Raw genomic sequence first — 13,304 nt, forward strand, 5'->3', positions numbered from 1 at the left:
GATTATGCCGAGTAGTTTACGCAACTTCTCAGTCCAATCTGCGTGTCGGTGACTCTGCTCGGCATAATCTCGTGCTCCACATAACAGGTCTGGGAGGCGCTCACGCGCTCGCCCTACAAGGAACCGTACCAGGTCCGCCGCATGCTGACCGAAGGTGCGGTGCGCGCCTCCGATCGCCGCGCCCAGTTCGTCGGGATTGCGGCGTATGAGGAGGCCGGCGGCGTGGTGCTGCGCGACCTCTTCCAGCACGACGACGGCGGCTGGCTACAGGATCCGGCGCTCCTCGATCGGCTGGCGATCGAGAAGCTCCAGACGGAAGCCCAGACCATCGCCGGCGAGGGCTGGAAGTGGATCGAGGTCGCGACCGACTTCCCCTATGGCCACAGCTCCGGGCTGCGGCGGCTGCGGACCACCGGTCCGGTCCTCTCCGACGAGGAACAGGCGACCTATGACGCGCTCCAGCAGGAGTATGGGGCGCTCGAAGAGCAGTGGGCCGACTCGCCCGACGATCTGCCGGACGAGGTTGATCAGCGCTTCGGTGAGATCGAGGCGGCGCTCGACGCCTTCCACAACCGTCCGCCGAGCTTCGAGCCCACTGACGTGGCGCGCGCCGGCGCGTTCGTCAGCATCGATAGCGCCGGCAATCTGAAGGTCGAGCGCGGCTTCGTGCGGCCCGAGGATGAGGCGCCGATCGAGCCTGAGACTCCGGCGGGCGGCGCCGACGACGAGGCGAGCGTTGCGTCCGGGGCCGACGCTGGCACGCCGCCCCCCGTGCAGCGCGCCGTGATCACGATCGGCGGCGCGAGCGAGCCCGAGCCGGCCGAGGAGGACGAGGGTCTGAAGCCCTTGCCGGAGCGGCTGATGATGGAACTCACCGCCCATCGCACCCTGGCGCTGCGGGATGCGCTCGCCAACGACCCGCACGTCGCGCTCACCGCGCTTCTGCACAAGCTCGTTAGCGATGCCTTCGTGCGCACCTCGACCGCCGGCGGGTGCCTGGAGGTCTCGGTCCGGCATGTGTTCTTCCAGGCGCAGGCCGCCGACCTGAAGGACAGCGGGTCCGCTCAGTCGGTCGACGAGCGGCAGAAGGCCTGGACGGCGGACATGCCGGTCGGCGACGACCAGGCGCTGTGGGACTGGCTCGACACGCTCGACCAGGCGAGCCGGCTCGCACTGCTGGCGCACTGCGTTTCTTATGGCGTCAACGCGCTCTTCGAGAAGGTCGACCGCTACGGCGGCGCGGGCCTGTCGCAGCACGGGCTGGAGCGTCGCATGGCCCAGGCCGACCGGCTCGCTCGCGCGGTCAACCTCGACATGGCCGAGGCCGGCTGGCGGCCAACCGTCGAGAACTATCTCGGCCGCGTTACAAAGGGCCGGATCTTGGAGGCCGTGCGCGAGGCCAAAGGCGAGCAGGCGGCGCAACTCATCGACCATCTCAAGAAGGGCGACATGGCGAAGGAGGCCGAACGGCTCCTGGCCGACAGCGGCTGGGTGCCCGAGCCGCTCCGGGTCTCCGGCGCCGAAACCGTTCCGGGCGAGGTCGAGGCGCTGCCCGAGTTCCTCGCAGGCGACGAGGAGTCGGCCGAAGCCGAGCTCGATCCCGAGCCGCTCGCGGTTGCGGCTGAGTGATCGGATGAGCCGACCAGGGCTCGGCGCTTCGCGCCGGGCCCTTTCTTCATGGGCGCCGAAGGAGAGGGAGAGGTCCGCCGGGACGAGGCGGCCGGGCGGGGTCGAGAGAGCGCGCCGTCTGGCTCTCGTCCCCGCTCTCGGAAGGTCCTCCGATGCTCCAGCCGTCCCTCGTCCAGCCTGCGTCCGTTTCGCCTCCGTCTTCCGCCCCGGCCTTGCTCGCCGCCGCGCACGCGCTTCTGCCCTCGCTCGTCCAGGGCGTCGCCATCGATGCCCGGAGGCTGCGGGACGCGCTCACCACCGCCTTCGGCGGCTCCGACGCGGAGGGAGCGTGGAGCTGGAAGGACGCCTATGAAGCCTGCGAAGTCGCCCAGCTCCTGTTCCTGCGCCGGTTCGGGCCGGCGATGCGCGCGAGGCCCGCGGCGTCGCAGCTCGTCATGCTGTCGAAGGTTGCCGGCCTCTTGCCGACGCATACGCGCCGCTCCGAGGAGAGCCAGGCGCTGCAGCAGTTCTCGACGCCCTTGCCGCTCGCTTTGGCTGCGGCGCAGGCGGCCGCGATCACGCCGGCCGACGTCGTGCTCGAGCCGTCGGCCGGCACGGGCCTTCTCGCCATCTTCGCTGAGCTCGCAGGCGCTACGCTGGCGCTGAACGAGCTCGGGGCGACCCGCGCCGATCTCCTCGGGATCGTCTTTCCAGGCGTTCCCGTGTCACGTCACGACGCGGCGCATATCCACGACCTGCTCGACGAGGCTGTCCACCCCACCGTCGTGCTGATGAACCCGCCCTTCTCGGCGGGAGCGCATGTTGACGGTCGTATAGCCAACGCCGCGCTCCGCCATGTCGGCTCCGCGCTCGCGCGGCTTGCCGAAGGCGGACGCCTGGTGGCCATCACCGGCGCGAACCTCTCCCCCGAGAACCCAGCCTGGCGCGACGCCTTCGTGCGTCTGCAGGCGCGCGGCACCGTCCGCTTCACGGCGGCGATCGATGGCCGCCTCTATGCCCGCCACGGCACCACGACCGAGACCCGGCTGACCGTTATCGACCGCGTGCCCGCGGCCGACCCGACCGCCTTTGCTCCATCGGTCGGACTCGCGCCCGACGTCGCCACGCTGCTCACCTGGGTCGCGGAGCATGTGCCGCCGCGCGCGCCCGTAGCCCCGAACCGCCCAGGCGCACTCCCGTCCTTACGAAGGGCCGCTTCTCCGGCATTCCGTGCGAAGCCCGGTTCGGCTCGCGCCCTCACTCCGATTGCGGCCGAGGCGCAGGAGCTCGCTTACGAGACCCGCGAATGGGCACCCGCCGAGGGCCGCCCCATCAGCGAAGCGCTCTACGAGCCCTACACCCTGCAGTCGATCGAGGTCCCCGGCGCGGCGGCCCATCCAACGCCGTTGGTCCAATCGGCGGCGATGGCCTCAGTCGCCGCGCCCAAGCCCAGATACCGACCGCACCTTCCGCCCGGGCTCGTGGCGGCCGGGCTCCTGTCGGATGCGCAGCTCGAGACCGTGATCTATGCCGGCGAGACCCATTCCGGTCATCTCGCCGGCTCGTGGATGGTCGATGAGACCTTCGACCAGGTCTCGGCCGCGGCGGACGATGCCGAGAAGGCCGTCCGCTTCCGGCGCGGGTTCATGCTCGGCGACGGCACCGGCGCAGGCAAGGGCCGCCAGGTCGCCGGCATCATCCTCGACAATTGGCTCAAGGGCCGCCGACGCGCGGTCTGGATCTCGAGATCCGACACGTTGATCGAGGACGCCCAGCGCGACTGGTCGGCGCTCGGCCAGGAGCGCCTGCTCATCCAGCCGCTCTCCCGGTTCCGCCAGGGCGCGCCGATCCGGCTCGATGAGGCCATCCTGTTCACGACCTACGCCACGCTTCGCTCGGACGCCCGCGAGGAACGCTGCTCGCGGCTCCAGCAGATCCTGGACTGGCTCGGCCACGACTTCGACGGAGTGATCGTTTTCGACGAGAGCCACGCCATGCAGAACGCCGCCGGCTCCAAGGGCGAGCGCGGCGACACCGCCCCCTCGCAGCAGGGCAAGGCGGGACTGCGCCTGCAGCACGCGCTCCCCGACGCGCGCGTGCTCTACGTCTCGGCGACCGGCGCGACCACCGTGCACAACCTCGCCTACGCGCAGCGGCTCGGGCTCTGGGGCGGCGAGGACTTCCCGTTCGCGACGCGCGCCGAGTTCGTGCAGGCGATCGAGGCTGGCGGCGTCGCCGCCATGGAGGTGCTCGCCCGCGACCTGAAGAGCCTCGGCCTCTACACCGCCCGCTCGCTCTCCTACGAAGGAGTCGAATACGAGCTCGTCGAGCACGAGCTCACCCCCGAGCAGACCCGCATCTACGATGCCTATGCCGGGGCGTTCGAGGTCATCCACAACAATCTCTCCGCCGCGATGGAGGCGGCGAACATCACCGGCGCCGAAGGGACGCTGAACCGGCAGGCGAAATCGGCGGCGCGCTCGGCGTTCGAGTCAGCGAAGCAACGCTTCTTCAATCACCTCATCACGGCGATGAAGACGCCGACGCTAATCCGGAGCGTGGAGCAGGACCTCGCGGCCGGCCACGCCTGCGTCGTCCAGATCGTCTCGACAGGCGAGGCGCTGACGGAGCGTCGCCTGGCCGAAATCCCGACCGAGGAGTGGGGCGATGTCTCCGTCGACATCACGCCCAGGGAAAATGTCCTCGACTACCTCGCACACTCCTTTCCGACCCAGCTCTTCGAGGAGTTCACGGACGGCGAGGGCAACCTCTCGTCCCGGCCTGTCTTCCGCGATGGCCACCCGGTCCAGTGCCGCGAGGCCGTCGAGCGCCGCGACCGCATGATCGAGCGCCTCGCAGCGCTGCCGCCGGTCCAGGGCGCGCTCGACCAGATCGTGCAGCGGTTCGGAACCGAGCACGTGGCCGAGGTGACGGGGCGCTCGCGCCGGATCGTCCGCAAGCTCGGCTCCGACGGCGAGGTGCGGCTTGCCGTCGAGAGCCGCGCGGGGTCGGCCAACCTCGCCGAGACCTCCGCCTTCCAGGATGGCGACAAGCGCATCCTGGTGTTCAGCGACGCGGGCGGGACTGGACGCAGCTACCACGCCGACCTCGGCGCGAGAAACCAGCGACTGCGGGTCCACTACCTGCTCGAGGCGGGATGGAAGGCCGACGCCGCGATCCAGGGCCTCGGGCGCACCAACCGCACCAACCAGGCCCAGCCGCCGCTGTTTCGGCCGATCGCCACCGACGTGAAGGCCGAGAAGCGGTTCCTCAGCACGATCGCTCGTCGCCTTGATACGCTCGGCGCCATCACCCGTGGCCAGCGCCAGACCGGCGGACAGGGCCTGTTCCGCGCCGACGACAATCTGGAGAGCGTCTATGCGCGGGCGGCGCTGCGCCAGCTCTACGTCCTGCTCTATGGCGGCAAGGTGGACGGCTGCTCGTTGCAGCGCTTCGAGCAGACGACGGGGCTCTCGCTCACCGACCGGGACGGCTCGCTCAAGGAGGAACTGCCGCCGATCACACAGTTCCTGAACCGGCTGCTCGCGCTCTCCATCGGCCTCCAGAACACCCTCTTCGAGGTGTTCGAGGGTCTGCTGCGCGCCAAGATCGAGGGCGCGATCGCGTCGGGCACCTACGACCGCGGCGTCGAGACGATCACCGCCGAGAGCCTCGTCGTCACCGAGCGGCGCACGATCTACACGCACCCGGGCACGGGGGCCGAGACGATCGCCCTCACCGTCACGCGGCGCGATCGAAACGAGCCTCTCACCTTGGTCGAAGCCCTGGAGGCTGCGCGCGAGCGCGGCGGGCGGCTTCTCGTCAACGCGAAGTCGCACCGCGCCGCCGTGCTGGTCCCGGCCCCCAGCGTCGTGCTGGACGACGGCGAAGTGGAGCGGCGCGTCCGGCTGATCCGGCCCATGGAGCGCACCTCAATGGCAATCGCCATGCTGGATGCGACCGCCTGGCAGGAGTCGGATGGCGCGTCGTTCGCTCGGGCCTGGGAAGCCGAGCTTTCCGAGCTGCCCGCCTTCACCGAGAGCACGCTGTTCGTCGTGACCGGGTTGCTCCTGCCGATCTGGCGGCGGCTGCCGGACGAGGGCTGCCGCGTCTACCGGCTTCAGACCGATGATGGCGAGCGGATCATCGGCCGCCAGGTCTCGCCGGCGTGGGTGGCGCAGGCGGTCGGGGAGGAATCCCCAGCGCTCGCAGTTGGCGACGCGTGGGTGGCCGTGTTCGAGAAGGGAGGAGTCCTGCACCTCGCCGAGGGTCTGACCATCCGCCGCGCCACCGTGATGGGCGCCCGGCGCGTCGAGCTCGCCGGCTTCACCGACGGCATGGTCGAGCGGCTGAAGGCGATGGGGCTCGTCTCTGAGATCATCGCCTGGAAGCTCCGGCTCTTCGTGCCGACGGGCCCGAGCGGCCCGATGATCCTCGGAAAACTCCTCGACCGTCGCCCCTTGGCGCGGGTCGCCGACCGTGCCGCGGCCTGAGGGAGCCATGCCATGTCGGGCCAGGCTTCCGCACTGGCGCACCGCCTCGCGCGCGAGGCCGAGGCGGTGTGCCGTCATTACCTCTCCAATGGACGACGCCAGGGCCGCTACTGGACGGTAGGCGACGTCCGCAACGCGCCCGGCCGGTCAATGTTCGTGCGGCTGAGCGGGCCGGAATCCGGCCCCGGCGCCGCCGGGCGCTGGACCGATGCCGCCTCGGCCGAGCACGGCGACCTGCTCGACGTGATCCGCGAGAGCTGCGGGCTGGTCGACTTCCGCGAGGTCGCCGAGGAGGCGCGACGCTTCCTCGCGCTGCCCCGCGCCGAACCGAGGGCTCCGCCAAGACCGCCCGCGCCGCAGGGCTCGCCCGAAGCGGCGCGTCGCCTCTGGGCCATCACGAAGCCGCTCGCCGGCACCTTGGCCGAGGCGTATCTGCGCAACCGCGGCATTGCGGATTTGCGGAACTGCGGATCGCTCCGTTTCCACCCGCGCTGCTACTACCGCGGCGATGAGGAAGACCCTCGTGACCGGGTGCGGGACGCCTGGCCGGCGTTGATCGCATCCGTCCGAGACCTCGGCGGCAAGCTCACCGGCGTCCACCGCACCTGGCTCAATCCCTCTGGCAAGGACAAGGCGCCCGTGTCGAACCCGCGACGCGCCATGGGCCATCTTCTGGGCAATGGCGTCCGGTTCGGGGTGGCGGACGAGGTCATGGCGGCCGGCGAAGGCATCGAGACGATGCTGTCGCTCCGGCAGGTCATGCCCACACTGCCGATGACCGCCGCGCTCTCGGCCAACCACCTGGCCGCCCTGGAGCTGCCGCCGACGCTGCGCCGCCTCTACCTCGCCCGCGACGACGATCCCGCTGGACGGGGCGCAGTGGAGACGCTGGCCACCCGCGCCCGCGAGGCCGGGATCGAGGCGATCACGCTCGACTCGGCGCTCGGCGACTTCAACGAGGATCTCCGCAAGCTCGGACGCAGTGCTCTGGCGGCCGGGTTGCGGGTGCAGCTCGCCCCGGAGGACGTGGCGCAGTTTCTGGTGCTGGAGGGATGAGGCCCGGATGAGGGATGACGGCTCGCGCCGGCCGGATCGGTCGGCGGAACGCCGCCGGGCGTGAGAGCCGCGCCTTCGGCCTTCCGAGAGGGGCGATCGGACCGGAGCCGTCCCGGTCCGGCAACGGCTGCGGCCGACTCTTTTCCGCCGGCCCGCGAGCGGGCCTTTGCATCGCGAAGCAAAAGAGCCGGCCTTCGCCGTCCTCCGCTTGCGCTTCGGCCGCTCGGGCTTCGCCCGGCGGTGCAGGCCCGGTCCGTCCCCGCTCTTCGTCGCCCAGGAAGGCCGCGAGAGGCGCGGCCCCGACCCGGAGGCGAACCGCCGTGACGACCGATCCCGACCACAAGCTCACGACCGAATCCCCGACCGCCACCATCCTCCACGAACTCCAGCTCTACGGCTTCCGCCCCTTCGAGGACGAACCCGACCCGCGGCCGCTCCCAGACGGCCACCGCGTCACCGGCGCACTCGCCGACATCTTCGACGCCCTTATCTCGACGCTGGAGGACACGCGCCTCGAACCCGACCTCGAAGACCTGCTCTGGGGCCAGGTCAACCTGTTCCACCGCGCCGCCGAGCGGATCGAGCGCGAGCTCGACGACAACGAGCAGGCCCAGAAGCGGAGCCAGCGCGAGCAGGACGGCTCGGAGGTGAGGTCGGTCGAGCTGGAACGCCTCACGGCGGAAGGGCTGACCCTGATCGAGCGCCGCAACGCTTTCGAGCTCATGCGCGACACCGCCGCCGACCTCTACGAGGCAAACACCCGCTCAGCCTGGCGCCCCCGCTCAGGGTCGATGGTCAATCACAAGACGCTCACGGCAGCGATGATCGACAGCCGCGACTTCATCGCCGCCCGCAAGCGCGCCGAGACCGAGGTCATGCTTCCCGCCGGCCCCAAGGTCGCCTTCACCGGCGGGCTCGACTTCAACGACCACCGGGCGATCTGGGCCGCGCTGGACAAGGTCCACGCCAAGCACCCCGGCATGGTTCTCCTCCACGGCGGATCGCCCAAGGGCGCCGAGCGCATTGCCGCCTGCTGGGCCGACAACCGCAAGGTCGTCCAGGTCGCCTTCAAGCCCGACTGGGCACGCCATCAGAAGGCGGCGCCGTTCAAGCGCAACGACCAGCTGCTCGAGGTCATGCCGATCGGGGTCGTCGTTTTCCCTGGCTCGGGGATCTCCGACAACCTCGCCGACAAGGCCAGGAAGCTCGGCATCCCGCTCTTTGACTTCCGCAAGGGAGGCGGCGCGTGAAAGCGCCGCCCTTCCGCGACAGCCCGACAAGACCAGCATTCCCGGTGGGACCAGCATCACAGTGGTCGCGACCGATTCTCGCGAACCGCTGGCCATCGATCTGCTATCATGCCAGGAGAGCCGCCGCCGTCCGCACGCCAATTGCGTTCGCTCTTGCGTAGGAGCGGACGCGAGCTGCCATGCGAACCATACTCGAGCGACAAGCTTCCCGATGGCGAAGCGACCGAAGCGCCGTCTCGTCACAGAGCGCTCCAGTGACAACGGTAAGCGGCAATTGCGTGAGCCGCTGCCCACGACGGCGGCTCGGTGCGCTTTGGCAGCCCGAGCCTCCTATGCGGGGTCCGGCAAGCACAAGGAACAGCCGAGGGCGTTCGGCCTGGAGCCCGCCGCTTCAGATACGGATGACACGCTTTGCGACGGCCACGCCGGGTTCACGCCCGCGGATATGGCCCGCGTTCCGGCTCTGGTCGAGCGTGGCATCAGTGCTGGCCTCATCGGTCACAATGACAAACAGGGAGACCCAACGATCATCTGGACCGTCGATGACGACGGCTGGATCTACGAGGGGCGGATCACGACCCCGACCCAGGCAATCTACCACGGGTATCCGCTGCTTCCCTCAGACGCCTTCTCGAAGAAGGTCATCGCTCGTTATACCGAGTACGTCTATACTCCTGGAAACACCCATCTCCTTTCAAGTCTTGAGCAAGCCATGGAACGCTACTCGTGATCGATAAGAGCTTCGGCATCTGCGCTGTTTGGAAACAAACGCCGGACGTAGGTGCCCGCGATGTCGCAGAACTCCGCATTGTGTCAGGCAACCAAGTGCTGACGCGACTGGTCGACGTTGCGACGGAAGCCATGCGAGATTACTTCCGCACCTCCGCCGTGAGTTTTGCGCTTTGGCTTGCCGACAACTGGTGGCGGCTGCGGTGGGAGCCGTTTCTAGGCAAGAGGCCGTCCGCAGACTGGCGCCTACGTCATGAGCTAACCTCGGCGGGCAGCGGCGCCGCTTGGCCGCCAATCATGATCTACGGGACTGGTCCACGGGTTGTCCTCGCACCGGCATTCGGCGCCCGGCCGACAACCGGTCCCATCCGGTATCTTGAGTTGGAGACGGTTCACGTCCTCCCTGGGAACCACTTCGAGGAGGAGTTGGACAGGTTTTTCGAACAGGTTCTCGGGTCCTGCGCTCAAGCACAGGACGGGACGGTCCTCGCCGGCCTGGTGAGCGAGCTCGCGGCGGAGCGCGCGGATGCTGACGCTGCTGCATGGCGCAGGCTTGAAGCCCGCCTTGGCTTTGATCCGGATTGCGCACCGGAGGGTCTGATCGAGGGCATGACGGCTCTCGGTTCCTCCCTCGGCGAGAACGGGATCGAGGAAGCGGCTCTATCAGCTCCCGGTGAGGCGTCTGCTAAATTCCTGAAGAAGGCCGTCGCAGCTTCCCGGGCGTCCGAGCTGACCGTGGCCCTCTCAGTCGCCGAATCCGTCAGTCGCGAAATCTTTGAGACGCCAGCTCCAGCTTGGAAATGGGGCGAAGATGCCGCTTGGCAGGTTCGCAACCGGCTAGGTGTCTCGGCAGATCGGTTCGATACTGATGCCATGGCTGAGATGCTCGATGTCTCGTGGGAGAAGCTGACGGCGGCCTCGGCCACAGCGAGCCGCCTTCCCTACGCCGCGCTGCTCCGCGAGCGCGACCAGCACGCTAAGCTGGCCCTCCAGACCAGAGCTGCGGTGGACCGCAGATTCGAATTTGCGCGTATTGTTGCAGACGCCATTTGGATCTCCGGGGAGTCGCTTGGCGTGATCAGTCGAGCGAAGACCGAGCGGCAGAAATTCCAGCGTGGGTTTGCGCAGAACCTGCTCTGCCCCTTCTCAGAGGTACGTCGCTACGTGGACATAGAGGCCCCGACTGACGAACAGATCGACGAGGCTGCCAGGCACTTCCATGTGCACCGCAACGTCGTCGAAACGTTGCTCGTCAACAAGAACGTGCTCCCGCGAGAGACCCTGCTGGAGCGCCTTGAGGCTGCGTAGAGGTCGCCAGCTATACCGAGCCGACGTGGTCCACACCGGCTCCTGACCTCCCATCGCGATGGCGCGGCGCAGGACGCAGACGCACTCAAGCGCGAGCTGGCGGACATGCGTCGTCAGATGCGAGCCCAGGTGGCCAAGATGAAGGGGGCTAGAACAGCGCGTGCGCGAGATCGAGCGATCCTCAGAGGCCAAACAGCTCGAGGTCATCTCAGCGCAGGTGCCGGCGATGACAAATCCGAGCAGGGCCAAGCCGATCCCCACCGGACCGAGCCCGTCGCGCTGCTTGAAATAAAGTCCAGCCAGGTGAACCTAACGCGCATTGTCGTCCGAAGCCTACAGGGCGGCGTCGCAACTTAGCCCTAGACTGCCGCCTATCAGGCCGGTTCAGGCTGGGCGCTCGGCTACGGCCAGCCAGGATGCACGACCAGAACCTAGCTGACCGCAATGACGAACAGCTCTTGATCCTCTAGCGGCTAGAGGGTGTAAACCCCACTTGCTGATTCGGTCATCTGTTCGTGCCGGCCTGGAGCGACGGCGGAGGAGGGATGACCGGATGGGATCTTAAAGGAGACTGCACATGACCATCCTTCGCATGCTGCTGGCGTTGGCTTTGGGCTTCGCCCCTGGTGCTGCGCTGGCGCAAGCACATCCCCATGCGCATGCAGCCCCCAACGGCGGCCAGATCCAGCAGATCGGCGCCTACGAGGCCGAACTGGTCGTAAAGGGGTCGGACATGATGCTCTATATCGTCGACGACCAGGAGAAGAAGGTCGACGTCTCCAAGTTCTCGGCCACCGCCGTCGTGCTCGCCAAGGGCAATCAGCAGAAGACGGTCGAGATGATCCCCTCTGGCGAGAACCGCCTCGTGGGCAAGGTCGATTTCCCCGTCGAGGGCAAGTTCCGGGCGACCGTGACCTTCAGGACCGCTGCGGGCGAGGCCGGTAAGGGCCGCTACAACCTCGACGCACGCTAGATAAAGGGGTACCCTCAGGAAGGCATGACGTCTCAGACGAAGCATAAGGCACCCAGGCGCCGCCTCTGGCAGGCGGTGGTCGCGCGCGCCATGGCATTCGTCCTGTTTCTGACTCTTGTCGTTCCGGTTCCCGCCTCCGCGGCCGGATTGGACCTGAACGCTTCCAGCATAGCGATCACGAATTCGACCGGCTTCGGCTCCGCCGGCGCGACGGGCGATCCAGTGGACGGTGGGCTGGTTCAGCACACCCATTGTGTGTGTCATTCGGCCGTTCGGCTGGGCTTCGAAACGTTGCCTGTTCGGCGTCTCACACCGGATGCGCCGCTTCCGCTTGAAGCCGCGGCGCAGCCCCGCCCCGCTCCAGCCTCCCTCCCCTTCAAGCCACCCCGCAGCGCGTGACCGGGCTTGAGGGGCGCTCAGTCCCCTCATGAGCCCACCGCTCCCTCTTAAGGGAGCGCTTGTGCGCTGAACGCTTCGCCGCTCCGGAAAGCGCCGAAGCCGCCGATGGGACAGCTCCGTGCGCCCATCGCGAGGGTCGTGGCATGATCAAACGTCTTTTCGTCATCCTTCTCGTCGGCGCGGTCGGGATCGCGATCGGCAGTCTCGTGCCGGCGGTATCGCAGGCCGTTCGCGCCGGGCTGAGTGCCGTCCCGATGCCGGCGGCCCTGGCGCGCTTGGGTCTGCAGCAGAACTCCTCCGAAGCTGGAGAGGCACAGGGGGGCAAGGGCGATGGCCACGCGCATGGGGCAAAGAAGGCCGCGCACGGCGCCAAGGGCAAAGGCGATGCCCATGGGCACGGAGCGGGTGAAGCCGATGAGGCGCCCGAGGGCGTCATCAAGATGCCGCCCGAGCGCATCGCCGCGGCGAAGATCGAGCTCGCTCCGGTCGACAAGGGCGTCCTCTCCCGCCGGCTGTCCGCCCCCGGCACCGTCACCCCCGACGCGAACCGGATCGCACGCGTTGCCGCCAAGGTGGTCGGCACCGTGGCCGAGCTGAACAAGCAGCTCGGCGATCCGGTCGCCAAAGGCGAGGTGGTGGCCGTCCTGGAGAGCCGGGAGGTCGCGGAGGCGAAGAGCGACTATGTGAGCGCGCAGGTCAACTTCGACCTGCAAAAGACCCTGTTCGAGCGCGAGCAATCGCTGTTTCAGAAGAGCATAACCGCTGAGCAGCAGTTCCTGCGCGCCCGCACGACCTTCACGGAGGCGCAACTTCGAGCCGATCTCGCCCGCCAGAAGCTCTCGGCGCTTGGGGTCGGCGAGAAGGAGGTGGCGGGCCTGTCGCGCCAGACGCTTGCCTTGCAGCGCTACGAGCTCCGAGCGCCGCTCGCCGGCCGCGTGGTCGAGCGCAAAGTCGATCTCGGCGCCCCGGTCGGCGGCGAGGGCCAGGAGAAGGAGATTTATGTCATCGCCGATCTCTCGACGGTGTGGATCGATCTCGCGATCCCGACGGTGGATCTCGCCCAGATCAAAGAGGGTCAGCCGATCTCGATTTCCGCGGGCAGCGACGGCAAGGCCTTAGCGGGCAAGATCGTTTTCATCAGCCCCATGCTGAACCCGGAGACGCGCTCGGCTCGGGTCATCGCGGCGGTGGACAACAAGGACCTGACCTGGCGCCCAGGGTCCTACGTGACGGCCCAGGTCACCACTGAGGAGCAGCCGGTCGACCTGCGCGTCCCGCGCAAGGCGCTCCAGACGATCGCCGGCGAGCAGGTCGTGTTCGTGCGCACGCCCGAGGGCTTCGAGAAACGCGAGGTCGTGCTGGGCAAGGGGGACGACCAGGCGGTCGAGATCGTCTTCGGGCTCGATCCGGGCGAGACGATCGCCGTCGGCAACTCCTTCGTGCTGAAGGCCGAGCTCGGCAAGGCCGAAGCCGAGCACGCCCACTAGT

General features: G+C 68.3%; 7 protein-coding genes and 1 pseudogene. All 8 read left to right on the forward strand.

The genetic code is table 11. From position 1 onward, the window contains the following. Positions 1 to 84 precede the first annotated feature (84 nt). Positions 85 to 1,629: pseudogene (locus tag K2Y56_RS22940) on the forward strand (DNA-binding protein); the annotation flags it as partial. Positions 1,630 to 1,781: 152 nt separating this feature from the next. Next, positions 1,782 to 6,101: a strawberry notch-like NTP hydrolase domain-containing protein gene (locus K2Y56_RS22945; RefSeq protein WP_292513312.1), complete on the forward strand. Its 4,320-nt coding sequence runs from the start codon at positions 1,782 to 1,784 to the stop codon at positions 6,099 to 6,101. Between the two features lie 12 nt (positions 6,102 to 6,113). Beyond that, entirely contained in the window at positions 6,114 to 7,157 is a 1,044-nt protein-coding gene (locus K2Y56_RS22950; RefSeq protein ID WP_292513315.1) for a toprim domain-containing protein, read from the forward strand. Between the two features lie 320 nt (positions 7,158 to 7,477). Further along, entirely contained in the window at positions 7,478 to 8,407 is a 930-nt protein-coding gene (locus K2Y56_RS22955; protein ID WP_292513318.1) for a DUF2493 domain-containing protein, read from the forward strand. 211 nt (positions 8,408 to 8,618) lie between these two features. After that, the gene (locus K2Y56_RS22960; protein ID WP_292513321.1) at positions 8,619 to 9,137 is read left to right on the forward strand and encodes a hypothetical protein; all 519 of its coding nucleotides are present in this window, start codon (positions 8,619 to 8,621) and stop codon (positions 9,135 to 9,137) included. Further along, complete coding sequence (locus tag K2Y56_RS22965; protein WP_292513324.1) at positions 9,134 to 10,444, forward strand: hypothetical protein; 1,311 nt, start codon at positions 9,134 to 9,136, stop codon at positions 10,442 to 10,444. Before K2Y56_RS22960 ends, K2Y56_RS22965 begins: the two co-directional genes overlap by 4 nt. Before the next feature lie 577 nt (positions 10,445 to 11,021). Further along, complete coding sequence (locus K2Y56_RS22970; RefSeq protein ID WP_292513326.1) at positions 11,022 to 11,417, forward strand: hypothetical protein; 396 nt, start codon at positions 11,022 to 11,024, stop codon at positions 11,415 to 11,417. A gap of 542 nt (positions 11,418 to 11,959) precedes the next feature. Continuing rightward, entirely contained in the window at positions 11,960 to 13,303 is a 1,344-nt protein-coding gene (locus K2Y56_RS22975) for an efflux RND transporter periplasmic adaptor subunit (RefSeq protein WP_292513331.1), read from the forward strand. The last annotated feature ends 1 nt before the right edge of the window (position 13,304 follow it).

Origin of the sequence: Methylobacterium sp. (genome assembly GCF_019745455.1) — a bacterium.
Lineage (GTDB): Bacteria > Pseudomonadota > Alphaproteobacteria > Rhizobiales > Beijerinckiaceae > Methylobacterium.

What these genes read in the sequence shown, in the direction of transcription:
- K2Y56_RS22945 (WP_292513312.1), top strand. Translation starts at nt 1,782, where the DNA reads ATGCTCCAGCCGTCCCTCGTCCAGCCTGCGTCCGTTTCGCCTCCGTCT.
- K2Y56_RS22950 (WP_292513315.1), top strand. Translation starts at nt 6,114, where the DNA reads ATGTCGGGCCAGGCTTCCGCACTGGCGCACCGCCTCGCGCGCGAGGCC.
- K2Y56_RS22960 (WP_292513321.1), top strand. Translation starts at nt 8,619, where the DNA reads ATGGCGAAGCGACCGAAGCGCCGTCTCGTCACAGAGCGCTCCAGTGAC.
- K2Y56_RS22970 (WP_292513326.1), top strand. Translation starts at nt 11,022, where the DNA reads ATGACCATCCTTCGCATGCTGCTGGCGTTGGCTTTGGGCTTCGCCCCT.
- K2Y56_RS22975 (WP_292513331.1), top strand. Translation starts at nt 11,960, where the DNA reads ATGATCAAACGTCTTTTCGTCATCCTTCTCGTCGGCGCGGTCGGGATC.